Source organism: Rhodococcus sp. Leaf233 (assembly GCF_001426165.1).
GTDB classification, from domain to species: Bacteria; Actinomycetota; Actinomycetes; order Mycobacteriales; family Mycobacteriaceae; genus Rhodococcoides; species Rhodococcoides fascians.
The window spans coordinates 153,191-171,242 of the sequence record NZ_LMRO01000011.1 but is presented as its reverse complement, the minus strand read 5'-3'; the positions used below and the strand labels follow the sequence as shown (position 1 = coordinate 171,242).

Genomic DNA, 18,052 nt, shown 5'->3' with positions numbered 1-18,052 from the left:
GCGTCAGCCCTCCTGAGTGGGCTCGGTCGAGGCCGGAGCCTCGGTTGCGGATGCCGCGCGGCCGGCCTCGGTGCTGGTCGCCGTGGTGCCCGAGGCACCGCTGCGACGCGGACGAGTGGGACGCTCACGACGGGGACGGTCTGCACCGGCGGCCGGAGCCGCAGCGGCAGCGAGTTCACGCCGTCCGCCGACGATGTCGCCCTTGTAGATCCAGACCTTGACGCCGATGCGGCCGAAGGTGGTCTTGGCCTCGTACAGCCCGTAGTCGATGTCGGCACGGAGCGTGTGCAGGGGAACGCGTCCCTCGCGGTAGAACTCCGAGCGAGACATTTCAGCGCCACCGAGACGGCCGGAGCACTGAACACGAATGCCCTTGACATTCGGCTGACGCATGGCCGACTGGATGGCCTTACGCATCGCGCGACGGAATGCGACGCGATTGCTGAGCTGCTCGGCAACACCCTGGGCCACGAGCTGAGCTTCGGACTCGGCGTTCTTGACCTCGAGGATGTTGAGCTGAACCTGCTTGCCGGTCAGCTTCTCGAGCGCTCCGCGGATGCGGTCGGCCTCGGCACCACGGCGACCGATGACGATGCCCGGACGTGCCGTGTGGATGTCCACGCGAACACGGTCACGAGTGCGCTCGATCTCGACCTTGGCGATACCCGCGCGCTCCATGCCGGTGGCGAGGAGCTTGCGGATCTCGACGTCTTCCTTGACGTACTCCGAGTACTGCTTGTCTGCGTACCAACGCGACTTCCAGTCAGTGGTGATACCCAAGCGGAAGCCGTGCGGGTTGATTTTCTGACCCACTACTGAGCCCCTTCCTTGGACGCCTGGCCCTTACGACGGTTACGAGACGTTCCGCCGGTCTTGGGCAGGCTTTCGACGATCACCGTGATGTGGCTGGTGCGCTTGCGGATCCGGAATGCCCGGCCCTGAGCACGCGGCTGGAATCGCTTGAGGGTCGTGCCCTCGTCGACGAATGCAGTAGCGACGATCAGCGTGCTGGGATCGAGATCCAGGTTGTTCTCGGCGTTGGCGGCTGCGGACGCGATCACCTTGGCGACCGGCTCGCTCGCTGCCTGCGGCGCGAACTTGAGGATGTTGAGCGCGTCCTCGACGGAGCGCCCACGAACCAGATCCACGACGCGACGTGCCTTCATCGGCGTGACGCGAACGTGCTTCGCTACGGCCTTGGCAGTCGGATTGGCGGTGGGGGTGAAGTTGGTCATCGCCTCTTCGCCTTCCGGTCGTCCTTGATGTGACCCTTGAACGTGCGGGTCGGTGCGAACTCTCCGAGCTTGTGGCCGACCATCGAGTCGGACACGAACACCGGTACGTGCTTGCGACCGTCGTGGACGGCGAAAGTGTGACCGATGAAGTCGGGGAGGATTGTCGATCGACGGGACCAGGTCTTGATGACCTGCTTGGTTCCCTTGTCGTTCTGGACGTCAACCTTCGCGAGGAGGTGATCGTCTACGAACGGGCCTTTCTTCAGGCTGCGTGGCATTCTGAACTCCCTCCTAGCGCTTGTTCTTGCCGGTACGACGACGACGGACGATGAGCTTGTCGCTCGCCTTGTTCTTGCGGGTACGGCCTTCAGGCTGTCCCCAGGGGCTGACCGGGTGGCGTCCACCGGAGGTCTTGCCCTCGCCGCCACCGTGCGGGTGGTCGACCGGGTTCATCACGACACCACGAACGGTCGGGCGCTTGCCCTTCCAGCGCATGCGGCCGGCCTTGCCCCAGTTGATGTTCGACTGCTCGGCGTTGCCGACCTCGCCGACGGTTGCGCGGCAGCGCACGTCGACGCGACGGATTTCACCGGACGGCATACGCAGCGTGGCGTAAGGGCCTTCCTTACCGAGGAGCTGGATGCTCGCTCCGGCGGAGCGGGCCATCTTCGCGCCACCACCCGGACGGAGCTCGACCGCGTGAATGGTCGTACCCGTCGGGATGTTGCGCAGGGGCAGGTTGTTGCCGGGCTTGATGTCGGCATTGGCACCCTGCTCGATCGGCGAGCCCTGGGCGATGCCCTTGGGTGCGACGATGTAGCGCTTCTCGCCGTCTGCGAAGTGCAGCAGTGCGATGTTCGCGGTGCGGTTGGGGTCGTACTCGATGTGAGCGACCTTGGCCGGCACGCCGTCCTTGTCGTTGCGACGGAAATCGATGAGACGGTACGCACGCTTGTGACCGCCACCCTTGTGCCGGGTGGTGATACGACCGTGTGCGTTACGTCCACCGCGACCGTGCAGCGGGCGGATCAGCGACTTCTCGGGGGTCGAACGCGTGATCTCAGCGAAGTCGGACACGCTGGAGCCACGACGGCCCGGGGTTGTCGGCTTGTATTTACGGATTGCCATGAGTCTTCTCGTCCTCTATATCCGAAGAGTCCCAGTCGCTTACGCGACCGGACCTCCGAAGATCTCGATGGGCTTGCTGTCGGCGGAGAGCGTTACGAGCGCGCGCTTGGTGTCCTTGCGCTTGCCGTAACCGAACCGGGTCCGCTTACGCTTGCCCTGACGGTTCATCGTGTTGACGCTGGTCACGGTGACGTCGAAGATCTTCTCGACGGCAATCTTGATCTGCGTCTTGTTCGAGTCCGGGTGCACCAGGAACGTGTACGTGCCTTCTTCGATCAGTCCGTAGGACTTCTCGGAGATGACCGGTGCCAGCAAGATGTCGCGGGGATCGGCGATCGTGGTCACTTGCTTGCCTCCTCGTTCTTTGCAGGCCCAGCGATGAAGGTGTTCAGCGCTTCCACGCTGAAAACGACATCATCGGCGTTGAGCACGTCGTACGTGTTGAGCTGGTCGGGTGCGATGGGGTGCACGCCGTCCAGGTTCTGAACGCTCTTCCAGGCTGCGATGTCCTCGCGGCCGACGACGAGCAGGACCTTCTTGCGGTCCGAGATCTCGGCGAGGAACGTCTTCGCACCCTTGGTGGACGGAACCTGTCCGGCAACCAATTCGGTGATGACGTGCAGGCGCTCGCTGCGGGCCCGATCGGAGAGGGCTCCGCGCAGTGCGGCGGCCTTCATCTTCTTGGGGGTCCGCTGGCTGTAGTCGCGCGGCTGCGGTCCGTGAACCGTGCCACCGCCGACGAACTGAGGAGCGCGGGTCGAGCCCTGACGGGCGCGGCCTGTGCCCTTCTGCCGGTACGGCTTCTTGCCGCCGCCGCGAACCTCGCCACGAGTCTTCGTGGAGTGGGTTCCCTGACGAGCAGCTGCCAGCTGTGCGATGACGACCTGGTGCAGCAGCGCGATGTTCGCCGGTGCGTCGAAGATCTCCGCGGGGAGATCGACGGTGCCGTTGGTCTTGCCGCCGGCTTCCTTGACATCGAGCGTCAGCTTGGTCTCGGTGTTCTTCTCGAGGCTGGTCATGCCCGTGCACCACCCTTCAATGCAGACTTGACGATCACGACGTTGCCGCGACGGCCCGGGATCGCTCCCTTGATCAGCAGCAGACCGTTCTCGCTGTCCACCTTGTGGACCGAGAGGTTCTGCGTCGTGACGCGGTCGCCACCCATACGTCCGGACATGCGCATTCCCTTGAACACGCGACCCGGCGTTGCACAGCCACCGATGGATCCGGGACGACGGTGCACAGCCTGTGCACCGTGGCTCGCGCCCTGTCCCTTGAAGCCGTGACGCTTCATGGTTCCGGCGAAGCCCTTGCCCTTGCTGGTGCCGGTGACGTCGACGTATGCGCCGTCCTCGAACACTGCAGCCGTGAGCTCCTGGCCGACCTCGAACTGCGAGGCGTCGGCAACGCGAATCTCCACGATGTGGCGACGCGGCGTGACACCTGCCTTCTCGAACTGGCCGGTGGTGGGCTTGTTCACCTTGCGCGGGTCGATCGCACCGAATGCGACCTGGACGGCGCTGTAGCCGTCACGTTCCTGGGTGCGGATCTGGGTGACCACGTTGGGGCCTGCCTTGATCACGGTCACCGGAACGACGCGGTTGTTCTCGTCGAAGACCTGGGTCATTCCGAGCTTGGTGCCCAGAATTCCTGTCGCAGGCCGGTTCTTGTTATCAGTCATCGTTGTCTCCGCGCTCACTGGATGTTGACGTCGACACTGGCCGGGAGGTCGATGCGCATGAGCGCGTCCACCGTCTTCGGTGTCGGGTCGAGGATGTCAATGAGCCGCTTGTGAGTACGCATCTCGAAGTGTTCGCGCGAGTCCTTGTACTTGTGCGGCGAACGGATGACGCAGTACACGTTCTTTTCTGTCGGCAACGGCACCGGTCCGACGACGCGGGCACCCGTACGGGTGACCGTTTCGACGATCTTGCGCGCTGACGCGTCGATCGCCTCATGGTCGTAGGCCTTGAGCCTGATGCGGATCTTTTGTCCCGCCACGCTTAGTGTCCTTTTCTTGCCGCTTGGTCGTAGAACGGGCCGTTCGGCCTGCTCCACCTCGTCTGCACAGTCCCCGAGCCGGGGGAATCCCTCCGACTCGAACTGCCTTCGTGCACACACGACAGTGAAAAACGTTGACGACCAGGCGTGACCTGTATCCGTTGCCGCTCTTCATCTGTCATGGTTCTCCGGTCCACGCGGTCGGGCGTGTCGCGATTCCGCTCATTCTTCTGCGCTGAAACTTTCGCTTCAACCATCCGAGGGAGGAAACCCACACCGATCGAGCTGGTGGTCCGGACGCGCTCACGTGGAGCGCTGGTCTCATGTTCTGCTCAGCCGATCTCTCGATCGACTCACCTGGTTCAGGCCGCACGCAAGCGCGTCCCGTGTCCAGGCAACCCGACCAGTATGCCGCAGTGTGCGCGACAGATCAACTCGGGGTCGATCCATACGCTCCGCACGACCTTACTCAGCAGTAAGGTAAACCCATGAACACAGTCGCAACCACCACCGGGGCCACATATCGAGCCTGGTCGAAGCTCCCGAACAACACTATCGGATCCACCGTGTTCTCCATCGGCATGTGTCTACGTGTGCCCTACTTCGCGTCCGTGCTGCCGCGGGTGGTTGCGCTGGAACCCGGGCGCTGCGAGGCCACGGCCCCGAAATGGCTGGGGATCCGCAACCACCTCGGCACGTTCCACGCGATCGCCGCGTGCAACCTCGCCGAGGTTGCGATGGGGATGCTCGCCGAGGCCACCGTTCCGACGTCGCACCGCTGGATCCCCAAGTCGATGACCGTCCAGTACCTGACGAAGGCGACCACGTCACTGCGCGCGGTGGCAGAACTCGAGACCATTCCCGACTTCGCGACCGTCACCGACGGATGCGAGATCGTCGTGCCGGTTGCCATCCGTGACACCGCGGGCGTCGAGGTGGTGCACGCCGACATCACGATCTGGGTATCTGCAGCCTCTCGTTGACATACTCGACCGATGGACACGGTGACGCGGTCGGAGCAGCAGAACTCGGTAGTGGTGGTCGGGGGCTCCGGAGCCGTCGGCCGGCTACTGGTCGATCTCCTGCGCAGCGACGGCGTGCAGGTCACCGTCGTCGACGCTCGAGCCGCTTCGACATCGGTCGACGCCGCGACGCTCGTCGGCGACATCACCGCACCCGACCACCGCGTCACAGCTGCATTGTCGACTGCGTCGACGATCGTGCTCGCTGTGCCCGAGTCCGTGGCACTGTCGGCCGATCTGAGCGCGGTACGCCCCGACGCACTGCTGGTGGAGACGTTGTCGGTCAAGTCCGGCTACTCGCAGTACGCCGGCCGCGTCGGACACCTCGGCCCGACGCTGGGCATCAACCCGATGTTCGCACCGTCCCTGGGCATGAACGGACGCCCCGTTGCCGTCGTCGTGCACCGACCCGGCACCTCGGCCGACGCGTTCGTCGACAGACTGCAGCACTGGGGTGGCCGGACCGTTCTCCTCGACGCCGAGCGTCACGACCGACTCGCTGCGGCGACCCAAGCGCTCACCCACGCCAGTGTTCTCGCGTTCGGGCTCGCCCTGGCCGAGCTCGATCTGCCGTTCGCCGACATCGACGCCGTCGCTCCTCCCCCACACACGACGATGCTCGCCCTCCTCGCACGCATCACCGGTGGGGAGCCCGAGGTGTACTGGGACGTTCAGGCAGGTAACCCACACGCCGCCGACGCGCGGGCGGCGCTGCACCGCGCGACGCAACTGCTCGGCGAGACCGTCGAATCCGGCTCGGAGCCCGAGTTCGCCGAACTGATGAACCGAGCAGGCAGCGCCCTCGGTAGCTCCGCCGATCGCTATCGATCCGTCTGTGCCGAGTTGTTCGGTATCGTTCGAGGTTCCGGCGACAATTCGTGATCGCCGGTCCGGACGCGGAGGCGGGGCACACGATGTTGGAACAGCCGACCTTGCCGGAGCACGACCCCCACGATGTCGTCGAGAGCGCGGTCGTAGCGCGGTTGGCGAAGAACTGGTCGCAGCGTGCCACCGTCAAGAAGCCCGAACCCCAGTTGGACGATTTGTTCGACACGACCAAGCGAGATTTTCCCGACGCCTTGATCCCGTTCGGAGAACACGACACATTCCTCGGTGCCGAACCGGAACAGCAGGATCGGCTACGGGCCTGGGGCTGGATCGCGTTCAACAAGAACGTGATGGATGTCGAGCAGCACGTCGTTCACCCGGGATTTTCGCTGCTCGCCCAGGATGTGTTCGAGACCGGGATGGGCGACACCCTTGCGGTCGCGGTGACTCAGGCCATGGTGGACGAGCAGTACCACACGCTGATGCACCTCAACGCCAGTGCGGCGACCCGTCGCGGTCGCGGTTGGGCGTTGTCCGAACGATCGCTGCCGTTCAGTTCCACCGTCCGCCGTCAGCGGACCGCTCAGGCAACCACCGACGACCCGTGGTCTGCCGCGATCAGCTCGCTTGCCTTCATGACGGTGGCCGAGATCTCCATCACGTCCTATCTCGATCTGATCGAGGACGACGACGTCATTCAGCCGATCAATCGGGCGACGGTCAAACTCCACAATCGCGACGAGTACTGCCACGCATCGATTGCCGACGACATGGCGGCGATCGTCTTCGACAGGCTCGGATCCAACGATCGACAGAAGTTTCTCGACGGCCTCGTCGACGGCATGGATGCGTTCTCGAGCAGCGACTTCTCGACGTGGGCCCGCATTCTCGAACTCGAAGGTGTCCGCGGAGCCGAGGCCATGATCGCCGACGTCGAGGCCGACAAGAGCCGTCGAGCGCTGGTTCAGGACTACAGCGGACTGCGATCCCTGTGCCGAAAGCTGGACGTCGAGGACAGTATCGATATCGATTGGGGCTGACGGCAGAACATCTGCGACTGCAATCCACAGGTAACATTTCCCGGCAGTTCCCGTATCAAGTAGTGGCCCTCCCCTCCACGGGCCCCGGCACTGCCCCGGCCCCATTCACCCCACAGCTCGGAGATCCGATGTCGTCAGCTCAGCACGCAGCCGTACACGTGGAGGACGTACACAAGTCCTTCGGCGATGTGCATGCGCTGCGCGGCATCAGCTTCTCGGCCGAGCGGGGAACCGTACTCGGCATCCTCGGCCCCAACGGCGCGGGCAAGACCACGACTGTCAAAGTGCTGTCGACGCTGATCGCGCCCGACAGCGGCCGAGCCTTCGTCGCCGGCCACGATGTTGCTGCCGACGCTCCCGCGGTGCGGCGATCGATCATGATGACGGGTCAGTACGCCGCCCTCGACGACACTCTTTCGGGGCGCGAGAACATCGAATTGTTCGGCCGCCTCATGGGTCTGGACAAGAAGGCTGCCAAGGCTCGCGCCAAGGCCCTGCTCGACGAATTCGACCTGTCCGATACCGGCAAGCGTCCGGTCCGCGGCTACTCCGGCGGCATGCGCCGTCGTATCGACATCGCATGTGGCCTGGTCGTGCGTCCCGAAGTCGTGTTCCTGGACGAGCCGACCACCGGACTCGACCCTCGGAGCCGACAGGGTGTGTGGTCGTTGGTCGAGGCACTGAAGGCGCAGGGCATCACCGTGTTGCTGACGACGCAATATCTCGAAGAGGCAGACGTACTGAGCGACAACATCATCGTCATCGACAAGGGCACAGTTGTCGCCGAAGGTACGTCGGATCAGCTCAAGGCCATGACCGGCGGTAGCTACTGCGAAGTGGTGCCTCTCGATCCGGGTCAGCTACGAGCAGCGGCCGAGGCGCTGGGTGAGATGGTGCCTCCGGCGGTGCACGCCGAGATCACTGCCGCATCCGACCGCCTGTCCGTGCCTGCCCCCGACGGTGCCGCAACCTTGTCCGAGATCCTCCGCCGTATCGACGCCCGTGGCATCGTGCTGGCCGACATCGCGTTGCGCCGCCCCTCGCTCGACGACGTCTTCCTCACCCTCACCGGCCATTCGCAAGCGAGCCCCACCCCGTGACGGCCACGACGCGAGGCGTCTCGAATACGCGTGCGGTCACCGCTCCTCGGACAACCACCGGGTCGACGACGCAGCAGCCCAAACGCCGGTCACGAACGCGGCCATCCGGCTTCGTGCAGTGGCAGGCACTGACCGGGCGTGCACTGTGGACGATGCTCACCCAGGGTGAGCTGCTGATCGCGGTCATCGCTCCGCTGATTTTCACCATCGGCTTCTACCTTCCGCTCAAGTTCGTGATGGGCCTGCAGGGCATCGACTACGCACAGTTTCTGATGCCGATCATCGTGCTGCAGGCAATGGCGTTCACCGCCATCTCCGCCGCGCAGAGGGCATCGACGGAGGCAATGAGTGGACTCAACTCCCGCCTGAAGACGATGCCCGTCGTACGCGGTGTCCCGCTGGTGTCGCGAATCTCGAGCGGTGTCGTCCGCTCACTGGTATCGCTCGTATCCGCACTCGGCTTCGGCTACGTCATCGGCTTTCGGTTCTCCGCAGGATTCGGTCAGGCCCTGTTGTTCTGCGCGCTCGCCATGCTGATTAGCACCACGTTGTCGATCGGTGCCGACGCAATCGGAACGCTGTCGAAGAGCCCCGAAGCGACCAGCCAGGTGTTGACCCTGCCCCAGCTCATCCTCGGCATGGCCTCGTGCGGATTCGTTCCCGAGAGCGGCTTCCCGGAACTCATCCGACCGTTCGTTCGCAATCAACCGATTTCTCAGTTCTCGTTCGCTATGCGCGACATGGCCGAGGGCGGAGTCAGCTTCCAGGTGTTGTGGCCATCCCTCGCCTGGGTGGCCGGCCTGCTCCTGTTCTTCGTCCCGCTCGCCATCTGGGCGAGCTCGAGACCAGAATGACGAGTCCGAGATGACGATGACAGAAGCGTCGGTGAACGCTGCACGCGTATCCAACCTGACCTTTCCCGAACCCAACATGGCCCTGCGAGAAGGGTCCGTTCGTGCGCTCGGGACACACAGCCTGATCCAGGCCAAACGACTTCTGATGCGATGGATGCGCGATCCGTCGACGATGATTCAGGCGTTGCTGTACCCCGCGTTGATGCTGGTCATGTTCCGTGTCGTGCTCGGAAACTCGATTTCCGCGGCCACCGGATCGCCGGCGATCTACGGCCAGGTGCCGATGATCGCTCTGGTCGGAGCCATGTTCGGGTCCATCGTCAGCGCTGTCGGACTCAAGGGCGAACGAAAGTCGGGTCTGTTGGCCCGGTTCTGGACAACGCCCACTCACCGTGCGGCCGGCCTACTGGGCAGGATGATCGCCGAAGCAGTTCGGGTGCTCGTGACCACCGTGGTCATCATCTGTGCCGGTGTAGCGCTGGGGTTCAGGTTCACCCAGGGAATTCAGGCCGGCATCCTGTTGCTCCTGATTCCTGTCGTGTTCGGTATCGGGTTCGCAGTCATGGTCACGTTCCTCGCCACGGTGGCCGGCGACGCACCACTGGTCGAAGTGGTGTCGATCTTCTGCACGTTGTTGATGTTCTTCAATGCGGGATTCGTCCCCGTCCTCGCGTATCCGCTCTGGCTGCAGCCGGTGGTTGCAGCGCAGCCGATGTCGGTTGCGGTCTCCGCGATGCGTGCGCTGGCACTCGGAGGGCCCGTCATGACTCCGATTCTCCAAACTCTCGCGTGGTCTCTGGGAATGGTCGTGATCTTCCTCTACCCTGCGATCCGGGGGTACAAGAAGGCATCTGCGTCGGGCTGATCGCGTAGTCCGGGCCGACATTTCTACGTTGGGGGATTCGTTGTGGTCGACCGGGCACGACCTGAGCATCCGTCGGTATCGGTGATCATTCCTGTCGGCGGCCTCGATCCGCACTTGGACGCACAGTTGCAGGCTCTGGCCGATCAGGATGTCGGGTTTCCGTTCGAGGTGCTCGTTGCGGACAACACGCGAGACGGGGACCTCGGCGAATACGTACTCACTCATCCTTTGCGAGAGCGGCTGCGGCTCAGGTCGGTCGATGCTTCCCGCGAGACCGGAGCGGGTTACGCACGCAACTGCGGCGCCCGGGAGGCGTCCGGCGATCTGTTGGCGTTCTGCGACTCGGACGATGTCGTGCACTCGTCGTGGCTCACCACGCTCGTACAGGAGGCGTCGTCGTTCGATGTTGTCGGTACTGCGGTCGAAACCGACACGCTGAACAGCGTCCGGGCGCTGTCGTGGACTCCCACGACAGCGCCGGAGAACCAGGGCCGCACCGACTTCCTGCCGTTCGCGATCGGCGCGAGTATGGCCTGCTGGGCATCGGTGTACAGCGATCTCGGCGGCATGGACAACCGCTACCGAGCGAGCCAGGATGTCGAGTTCAGTTGGCGCGCGCAACTGGCGGGTTACACCTTGGGGTTCAGTACCGAGGCAGTGGTGGCGTATCGACTGCGTGACGAGCTACGCCCTCTCCTGCGCCAGTCGTTTCGCCTCGGGTTCGGCTTCGCCAAGCTTCGCGGAATCTACCGGCCTCAGGGGTGCCCGGCACTGAAAGTGCGCCGAGTCGCGTCCTGGTGGATGGCGCTGCTGCTGCGCAATCCCCTGCTGCCGACGTCGCTGACCAGGATGTCACGCGGCCATTGGCTGCGCGCGTTCGTCATCCGGGTCGGCGAGCTTCGCGCAGGAATCAGATACGGAGCCATCGGTTGGTGATGTCCACCACACGGGCTCGCCGACCGGCCTGCCCGACCGGCACCCTTGACCTGCACGCCTGTTACGCCTGTGTGTCCGGCTGTTACGGTCGGTGACGCAGATGCAGGTGACAGCGGCGGATTCCCACGCCCCGGACGAGATAGAGGCCATGCCGAAGAAGTTCACGAGAGTATTGCCCACGGCGATTGCTGTCGCGGTGGCCGGTGCCCTGTCCTTCACCGGGACGGGCACAGCGGTCGCTGCGCCCTCGCCCACCGGCACCTCGGTTTCTGCCACTCCTACGCTCGAGGGTGCCAACGACTTCGGCTGTGTTCCCAGCGCGGCCCATCCCCGTCCGGTCGTGCTCGTCCACGGAACCAAGATGGATGCGTCCACGTGGAAGATCCTGGCACCGCAGCTGAAGAGCGAGGGCTACTGCGTCTTCGCACCCAACTACGGCGGAGTATCGCTGCTGCTCGACCCGGGCACGACCATCTGGGGCTCCGGCGACATCGCTGAGTCGGGCCGTCAGATCGGCCGTTTCGTCGACGAAGTACTCGCGGCGACCGGTGCCGAGCAAGTCGACATGGTCGGCCATTCGCAGGGCGGCACCGCCACTCGGCAGTACATGAAGTTCGATGGCGGCACCGATGCGCAGGACCCCGCCCGCAACAAGGTGCACACACTGGTCACACTGGGTGCCACCAACCACGGCACGACCTTCGGTGGTTTGCAGCAGCTCTCCGAACTGCTCACCTCTCTCGGCCTGCCCGGCGACGCACTCACCCCCCTGACATACAACATGGCGGGTGCCCAGCAACTCGTCGGTTCGACGACGCTGACGAGCTTGAACGAAGGCGGAGACGTCGAACCAGGGGTCGAGTACACCGTCATCGCCACGCGCAACGACACCGTCTCGACACCGCCCGCGAACACCTTCCTCAAGTCCGGCGACCCTGCGATGGTGCACAACGTCTGGGTTCAGGACGTGTGCCCCACGGCGACGACGTCCCACGTCGGTCTCGTCGCCGATCCTGCTCCCCTGTACATGGTGAAGACCGCACTCGATCCCGATTACGCAACCACCACGCCCGCACCCTGCTGAACATTCTCCACACGCCACGACGAAGGCCTCACGACACGGTGTCGTGAGGCCTTCGTCGTTGCCGAACGGATTACCGGTGCAATTCCGCGTCCAGCACGGGCCCGATCTCGGTCGATGCCGGCGACGACGCCATCTGCCAGTGGGTCGAATGGACCGGGACGACCGTCATGCCCTCGCTCAGCGCACCGCGCCATGTCGCCGCCGCCACGTTGCCCGTGGGATCGTCGGTGACCGATGCGAACAGCAGCGCTCGTCCTGTGAAGGTCTGTGGCACATAGGTTTCGATGAGCTCTGCCGATTGTGCGATCCCGTCGAGTATCCCGGCGACCCGTTCGCGGGAAATCGAGTCGAAAGGTGCCGGCATCGACTTCAACAGTTCGGCCACGGAGTCGACCGTGAGTTCAGCGATCTCGAGGTGGTCGTCCGCACCGACACCCAGCCCGCCGAGAATCTCGTCCGCCGATACCGGCCTGTCGACGAGGTGGTCCGACCCACCCGCAACGAACGAGTCCATCATGGCCAACGTCGAGACCTCGTAGCCCTCACGTTGCAGTTGCACGGCCATCGCATGCGCGATCAGTCCGCCCATGGACCACCCCAGCAGGTGATACGGGCCCGACGGTTGCACGGCGCGAATCTTGTCCACGAATACCGCAGCCCACTGTTCTATCGACTGCGGCACAGGTTCTGCACCGGACAGCGCGGGCGACTGCAATCCGTAGATCGGACGGTCGTCGCCGATGTGTGACGCCAGGGCACCGAAGGCCCAGGACAGACCCACGATGGGGTGGATACAGAACAGCGGGGCCGAAGAACCGCCTACCCGTAGAGGTATCAGGACCTCGAGCCCGCTTGCTTCCGCTCCGTCGACTCCCGATGCCGTGGCAGCAGTGATCCGTGCCGCAAGGGAGGCAACGGACGCGTCCACGAACAACCAATTCAGAGGAACAGGCCGACCACCGAGGGCCCCCTTCAGCGCGGAGACCAACTTGACGGCCAGCAGAGAGTTGCCGCCGAGCGAGAAGAAGTCGTCGTCGAGTCCCACGCGTTCGACTCCCAGAACGTCCGCGAACACACCGGCAACAGCTTCCTCCACCGGTGTCTGCGGCGCCCTGAACTCGCGGGTCTCGAACTCCGGACTCGGCAGCGCACGACGATCCAGCTTTCCCGCAGCGTTGAGCGGTAGAGCGTCGAGCACCACGAAGGCCGACGGAACCATGTAGGACGGCAGCGTAGAAATTGCCTCCGCCCGAACGAGCTCGACATCGATGTCGGTACCGGGTGTAGGAACCAGGTACGCCACCAACGACTCACCGACCGCCGAGTGCGACACCACGACGACAGCCTGACTCACCGACGACCGCGCCGTCAGCGCAGTCTCGATCTCTCCCAACTCGATTCGCTGCCCACGGAACTTGACCTGAAAATCGGTGCGACCGATGTACTCGAGCCGATCGGCATCCATCGACCACCGCACCAGATCACCGGTCCGGTACATCCGCGTCCCCACGCCGTCGAACGGGTTCGCCACGAACCGCTCCGCCGACAGGTCCGGCCGCGCAACGTAACCCCGCGCCAACTGCACACCCGCCAAGTACAACTCCCCCGGAACGCCCGCCGGTACCGGATGCAGACGCGAATCCAGCACGTGCACCGAGGTGTTCCACTCGGGCACACCGATGGACACCGATCCGGACCCCGCCCCGTCCTCGGAGACATCGCGATAAGTGACGCTGACCGCCGCCTCGGTAGGCCCGTACAGGTTGTGCACCCGCGCATCCGACACTGCCCGACAGGCATCGACGGTACCCGCGGGCAGCGCCTCACCGATGACGAAAACATGACGCAGCGACGCGATCGACTGCGCCGACACCGCTTCGACGAACACCGTCAGCATCGACGGCACGAAGTCCGTCACGGTCACCCCGTGCCGCGCGATATCAGCGGCGACCGCCTCGACGTCACGCTGCGCGCCCGGGGCAGCAACGATCAACCGACCGCCGGTTCGCAGCGGCAGGAAGAAGCCCCACAGCGAGACATCGAACGTCGTCGCCGTTTTCTGCAAGTACACATCCGACGCATCGAGGCCGTATTCCTGCGCCATCCAGGCCATCTGGTTGACGATGGCCCGGTGTTCGATCGCCACGCCCTTCGGACGACCGGTCGACCCGGACGTGAACAACACGTACGCCAGGTCGTCCCCGGCGGCGCGCGGAAACACCACCGACCCGGACGGCTCCGGTGGATCGGTGATGTCGACGACCGGAACAGCGGTCGCCGTGACGAAACCATCTCTGGCCGTGGACAACACGACCACCGGGGCGGCCGTGTCGAGAATGTAGTCGTTACGTTCGGTCGGCTGATCCGGGTCCACCGGAACGTACGCCGCGCCCGATCGCAGCACCGCATACATGCCGACGACCAACTCGACGGACCGCCGCATCGCGAGCCCCACCAGAACACCTGGCCCGGCACCGTGCTCCTGCAACAGCTGCGCAGTCGCGTCCACCCGAGCCGAGAACTCCCGATACGTCAGCGACCGTTCGCCGAACACCACCGCGACCGCGTCGGGCGTGTCGGCCACCACCCGATCGAAGCCGTCCAACAACACCTCAGCGGATTCGATGGCCACCTCGTCGCCGTTGCCGCGCACCATGATTCGTTCACGCTCGGCCGAATCGAGAACGTCGATATCACCGACCACGCCATCCGGACGAGCGGTCACCGCCTCGAGTACAGCCACCAACCGTCGCCCGAACGACGCCACCGTCGACTCGTCGAACAGATCCGTCGCGTACATCAGCTCGCCGGCCAGACCTGCGCCGTCTCCGAGTTCGGTGAGCGTCACCTGGAGATCGAACTTTGCCGACGCCGCCCCGGACCCGAATGCCTCGACGCCCAGATCGGGGAGCTCGAACGATCCCTGGGAGAAGTTCTGGAAGAACAGCGCTACCTGGACCAGCGGGTGCCGCCCTTGCGATCGCACCGGATCGAGTACCTCGACAAGACGCTCGAAGGGTACGTCCACATTGTCGAATGCCTCCAGGTCGGAGGTACGTACGGCATCGAGTACCGCACCGAACGAGGCGTCTCGAGCGATCTGCGTTCGCAGGACCACCGTGTTGACGAACATGCCCACCAGGTCGTCCAACCGTGCGTCGCCGCGACCACCCACCGGTGCTCCCACGGCGATGTCGGACGTCCCGGACAACGTGGCCAGCAGCACCGCCAACGCTGCGTGCACCACCATGAACGCGGTGGCGTCGTGCTCGCGTGCACACTCGAGTACGCGGGTGTGCAGTGCAGCGTCGATCTCGAACGCCGTCACCGCCCCCTGTCCCGATGCGACCCGCGGGCGCGGCCGGTCGGAGGGCAGATCCAACTGCTCGGGGAGGCCGTCGAGCGTGCGACGCCAATAGTCGATCTGCTTGCGGGCCAACGACTTCGGGTCCGATTCGGAGCCGAGCATGTCGAGTTGCCAGAGTGTGTAGTCGACGTACTGGACCGGCAGCGGTGCCCACTGCGGTGCCGATCCGCCGTGCCGCGCGAGGTACGCAGTCATGACGTCGCGGGACAGCGGGGCCATCGAGAGCCCGTCCGCCGAGATGTGGTGTGCAACGAAGGCCAGCACGTACTCCGGTGCTGCACCGGCGGGGTCCGTGATGTGGAACAGCCGGACACGAAACGGGATCTCGACGGTGACGTCGAATCCCCGGGTGAAGAACTGTGTGACCGCAGCGAGCGCGTCGTCACGAGCGATGCGGACCACGTCCATCCCGACGTGCGTCTCGGCCTCGTCCCGCACCTGTTGATACCCGACACCGTCGATCTCCGGGTACACGGTGCGCAACGATTCGTGTCGACCGACCACGTCCCCCACGGCAGCCTGCAGCGCGTCGACATCGAGTTCTCCGCGCAGCAACAGAGCGACCGGCACGTTGTTGAGGGCGGAGTCGGTGTCGAGGCGGTTGAGAAACCACATTCGCTGCTGTGCGGACGAGAGCGGGATGCGCTTGGGCCGCTGCCTCGACGTGTCCAGCGCAGCTCGAACCGGACCGTCCGCCGAATCGGCGGCCTGCGCCAAGGCCTCGACGGTGGAGGACTCGAACACCGAGCGCGCCGGAACATGGACGCCCAGAGCCGAACCCAATCGAGCCGCAAGCTGTGTGGCGATCAGGGAGTTACCCCCGAGCGCGAAGAAGTCGTCGTCCAGGCCGACCCGTTCGACCCCGAGCAGCTCGACGAAGATATCGGCCACCACATGTTCGGTAGTGGTCGACGGGGGCCGGAACTCCGCGGCCTCGAACACCGGTTCCGGCAGTGCGTCTCGGTCCAGCTTGCCGGTGGGAGTCAGCGGGATCGAATCGATCCGTGTGATCACCGAGGGCACCATGTGCGCAGGCAGACTCCGCCCGGCCTCGTCCAGCACCCGGTCCAGGTCGACGTCCGTCCCTGCCACCGGCAGTACGTACGCTGCGAGAACGGTTGCGCCGGTGGGACTGCGGTGACCGAGGGTCACCGCGAAATCGACCCCGTCCTGCGCGGTGAGAACGGCGTCGATTTCACCGAGTTCGATTCTGAAGCCTCGGATCTGGACCTGAAAGTCGTTGCGGCCCAGGTATTCGATGGCCCGTCCGGACGCCACTTCCCGCCAGCGCACCAGGTCACCCGTGCGGTACAGTCGGCTTTGCTCCGAGTTACCCTCGGCTGCATACGGATTGGCGACGAAACGCGCCGCGGTCAGCGCGAATCGTCGATGGTATCCCCGCGCAAGGCCGGCACCGGTCAGATACAGCTCCCCCGGCACCCCGGCGGGCACCTGCCGCAACCGGTCGTCGAGCACGTGGTAGCCCATGTCCTTGGTGGACGGCCCGAGCAGCACGGCTTCGCCCGCGTTCAAGGGCGGCGAGATGTTGCACACCATCGACGCTTCGGTGGGGCCGTAGACGTTGTGAAAACGTCTGCCCGGTGACCACTTCGACATCAGTTCCGAGGTGAAGGCCTCGCCGCCGATCGCGAGCACTCGCATGTCGGGCACCTCTGCCGGATCGAGTGAGGCCAGCGCCGCCGGGGTGATGAACGCATGGCTGACGCGGTGGTGGCGGAGCATGTCACCCAGATCGGAACCGCCGTAGACACCGGGCGGGACGATGACCATCGTCGAACCTGCGCCCACAGCCATCAGTAGCTCCAGCACGGACGCATCGAAGCTGGGGGACGCGAAATGCAGTGTGCGCGAATCGGAGTCCAGCCCGTAGATCTCGACCTGAGTGGAGGTCAGCGGTGCCAGCCCGGCGTGGGAGACGGCGACGCCCTTCGGCAGACCGGTCGAGCCGGAGGTGTAGATGACGTACGCGAGCGTGGACGGGCGAATCGGTGCCCGTCGGTCGTCCGCCACGACGGGATCGTCGGACAACCCCTGGAGTGCGCCTTCGGTGTCGGACGAGTCGAGACTGATCCACGACACCGACGTCGGCATCGCCTCTTCGAATTGTGTTGCAGTGACACCCATTCGCACGCCGGAGTCGTTCACCATGTGCGTGATGCGGGCGGCCGGGTAGTTGGGGTCGATGGGCACGAATGCAGCACCGGTCTTCGCCACGGCCCACACGGCCGTGACAGATTCGATCGAACGGGTCAGTGCCAGTGCCACGAAATCCTCGGGGCCGACCCCGCGTTCGATGAGCAGCCGGGCCAGCCTGGACGACCGGGAGTCGATCTCCCGATAGGTGAGCGACCGGGTGCCGCACTCCACCGCTATACCGTCCGGGTTCTTTTCCACCGCCGCAGCGAGCAGAGTCGGCAGCGCGACCGTACGGGCCGGTCGCTGTCGGGTGGGTCGTGCACGGGTAGGCCTGGGGCGGCTCGACCGTCCACCCACTCGGCCGCCCGACTCGGACGGTGTGCCGGTCGATCCATCCGAACTCATCTGAACTATGACTCCTCACCAGTGTTGCCC

Annotated in this window: 17 protein-coding genes; 8 read left to right on the top strand and 9 right to left on the bottom strand. The window is 64.9% G+C overall.

Annotated features, from left to right (window positions below):
• Positions 1–3: 3 nt before the first annotated feature.
• From rpsC to rpsJ, 8 genes are read right to left on the bottom strand one after another with little or no spacing between them, the layout of a single operon-like run.
• Positions 4–813, bottom strand: a complete 810-nt coding sequence (gene rpsC, locus ASH04_RS18770) for a 30S ribosomal protein S3 (RefSeq protein ID WP_027496312.1) — start codon at positions 811–813, stop codon at positions 4–6.
• Positions 813–1,235, bottom strand: a complete 423-nt coding sequence (gene rplV, locus ASH04_RS18765; RefSeq protein ID WP_027496311.1) for a 50S ribosomal protein L22 — start codon at positions 1,233–1,235, stop codon at positions 813–815. The genes rpsC and rplV overlap by 1 nt, the downstream gene beginning before the upstream one ends.
• A complete protein-coding gene (gene rpsS, locus ASH04_RS18760; protein ID WP_008718309.1) occupies positions 1,232–1,513 on the bottom strand; it encodes a 30S ribosomal protein S19 in 282 nt (93 codons plus the stop codon). The genes rplV and rpsS overlap by 4 nt, the downstream gene beginning before the upstream one ends.
• Positions 1,514–1,526: 13 nt before the next feature.
• Entirely contained in the window at positions 1,527–2,363 is an 837-nt protein-coding gene (gene rplB / locus ASH04_RS18755) for a 50S ribosomal protein L2 (protein WP_008718311.1), read from the bottom strand.
• A gap of 39 nt (positions 2,364–2,402) precedes the next feature.
• Entirely contained in the window at positions 2,403–2,708 is a 306-nt protein-coding gene (gene rplW / locus ASH04_RS18750; protein WP_027496310.1) for a 50S ribosomal protein L23, read from the bottom strand.
• Positions 2,705–3,382 (bottom strand): 50S ribosomal protein L4, encoded by a 678-nt coding sequence (gene rplD, locus ASH04_RS18745; RefSeq protein ID WP_008718317.1) that lies wholly within the window; start codon positions 3,380–3,382, stop codon positions 2,705–2,707. The genes rplW and rplD overlap by 4 nt, the downstream gene beginning before the upstream one ends.
• The gene (gene rplC / locus ASH04_RS18740; protein WP_027496309.1) at positions 3,379–4,044 is read right to left on the bottom strand and encodes a 50S ribosomal protein L3; all 666 of its coding nucleotides are present in this window, start codon (positions 4,042–4,044) and stop codon (positions 3,379–3,381) included. Before rplC ends, rplD begins: the two co-directional genes overlap by 4 nt.
• Positions 4,045–4,058: 14 nt before the next feature.
• Entirely contained in the window at positions 4,059–4,364 is a 306-nt protein-coding gene (rpsJ, locus tag ASH04_RS18735; RefSeq protein ID WP_003938093.1) for a 30S ribosomal protein S10, read from the bottom strand.
• Positions 4,365–4,852: 488 nt separating this feature from the next.
• Here rpsJ and ASH04_RS18730 point away from each other — a divergent pair, with 488 nt between their 5' ends.
• The 8 genes from ASH04_RS18730 to ASH04_RS18695 all read left to right on the top strand — a co-directional run bounded on the left by ASH04_RS18730 (position 4,853) and on the right by ASH04_RS18695 (position 12,093).
• Complete coding sequence (locus tag ASH04_RS18730) at positions 4,853–5,347, top strand: hotdog fold domain-containing protein (RefSeq protein WP_048319820.1); 495 nt, start codon at positions 4,853–4,855, stop codon at positions 5,345–5,347.
• 12 nt (positions 5,348–5,359) lie between these two features.
• The gene (locus ASH04_RS18725; RefSeq protein ID WP_057474233.1) at positions 5,360–6,268 is read left to right on the top strand and encodes a prephenate dehydrogenase dimerization domain-containing protein; all 909 of its coding nucleotides are present in this window, start codon (positions 5,360–5,362) and stop codon (positions 6,266–6,268) included.
• Between the two features lie 32 nt (positions 6,269–6,300).
• Entirely contained in the window at positions 6,301–7,254 is a 954-nt protein-coding gene (locus ASH04_RS18720; protein WP_032383644.1) for an AurF N-oxygenase family protein, read from the top strand.
• A gap of 128 nt (positions 7,255–7,382) precedes the next feature.
• Entirely contained in the window at positions 7,383–8,354 is a 972-nt protein-coding gene (locus ASH04_RS18715) for a daunorubicin/doxorubicin resistance ABC transporter ATP-binding protein DrrA (RefSeq protein WP_057474232.1), read from the top strand.
• The gene (locus ASH04_RS18710; RefSeq protein WP_032365639.1) at positions 8,351–9,208 is read left to right on the top strand and encodes an ABC transporter permease; all 858 of its coding nucleotides are present in this window, start codon (positions 8,351–8,353) and stop codon (positions 9,206–9,208) included. Before ASH04_RS18715 ends, ASH04_RS18710 begins: the two co-directional genes overlap by 4 nt.
• Positions 9,209–9,218: 10 nt before the next feature.
• Entirely contained in the window at positions 9,219–10,073 is an 855-nt protein-coding gene (locus ASH04_RS18705; protein ID WP_032373896.1) for an ABC transporter permease, read from the top strand.
• 81 nt (positions 10,074–10,154) lie between these two features.
• Positions 10,155–11,009, top strand: coding sequence for a glycosyltransferase (locus tag ASH04_RS18700; RefSeq protein WP_161631803.1), 855 nt, complete (start codon positions 10,155–10,157; stop codon positions 11,007–11,009).
• 148 nt (positions 11,010–11,157) lie between these two features.
• On the top strand, positions 11,158–12,093 hold the full coding sequence (locus tag ASH04_RS18695; protein WP_032365693.1) for an esterase/lipase family protein: 936 nt from the start codon (positions 11,158–11,160) through the stop codon (positions 12,091–12,093).
• A gap of 70 nt (positions 12,094–12,163) precedes the next feature.
• On the opposite strand, the gene ASH04_RS18690 is transcribed toward ASH04_RS18695, so the two are convergent.
• Positions 12,164–18,022: an amino acid adenylation domain-containing protein gene (locus ASH04_RS18690; protein ID WP_082519328.1), complete on the bottom strand. Its 5,859-nt coding sequence runs from the start codon at positions 18,020–18,022 to the stop codon at positions 12,164–12,166.
• Positions 18,023–18,052 lie beyond the last annotated feature (30 nt).

Excerpts from the sequence above, each read along its gene's own strand:
- rplV (WP_027496311.1), bottom strand. The coding sequence starts at position 1,235 with ATGACCAACTTCACCCCCACCGCCAATCCGACTGCCAAGGCCGTAGCG.
- rpsS (WP_008718309.1), bottom strand. The coding sequence starts at position 1,513 with ATGCCACGCAGCCTGAAGAAAGGCCCGTTCGTAGACGATCACCTCCTC.
- rplB (WP_008718311.1), bottom strand. The coding sequence starts at position 2,363 with ATGGCAATCCGTAAATACAAGCCGACAACCCCGGGCCGTCGTGGCTCC.
- rplD (WP_008718317.1), bottom strand. The coding sequence starts at position 3,382 with ATGACCAGCCTCGAGAAGAACACCGAGACCAAGCTGACGCTCGATGTC.
- rplC (WP_027496309.1), bottom strand. The coding sequence starts at position 4,044 with ATGACTGATAACAAGAACCGGCCTGCGACAGGAATTCTGGGCACCAAG.
- ASH04_RS18730 (WP_048319820.1), top strand. The coding sequence starts at position 4,853 with ATGAACACAGTCGCAACCACCACCGGGGCCACATATCGAGCCTGGTCG.
- ASH04_RS18725 (WP_057474233.1), top strand. The coding sequence starts at position 5,360 with ATGGACACGGTGACGCGGTCGGAGCAGCAGAACTCGGTAGTGGTGGTC.
- ASH04_RS18720 (WP_032383644.1), top strand. The coding sequence starts at position 6,301 with ATGTTGGAACAGCCGACCTTGCCGGAGCACGACCCCCACGATGTCGTC.
- ASH04_RS18715 (WP_057474232.1), top strand. The coding sequence starts at position 7,383 with ATGTCGTCAGCTCAGCACGCAGCCGTACACGTGGAGGACGTACACAAG.
- ASH04_RS18705 (WP_032373896.1), top strand. The coding sequence starts at position 9,219 with ATGACGATGACAGAAGCGTCGGTGAACGCTGCACGCGTATCCAACCTG.
- ASH04_RS18695 (WP_032365693.1), top strand. The coding sequence starts at position 11,158 with ATGCCGAAGAAGTTCACGAGAGTATTGCCCACGGCGATTGCTGTCGCG.
- ASH04_RS18690 (WP_082519328.1), bottom strand. The coding sequence starts at position 18,022 with ATGAGTTCGGATGGATCGACCGGCACACCGTCCGAGTCGGGCGGCCGA.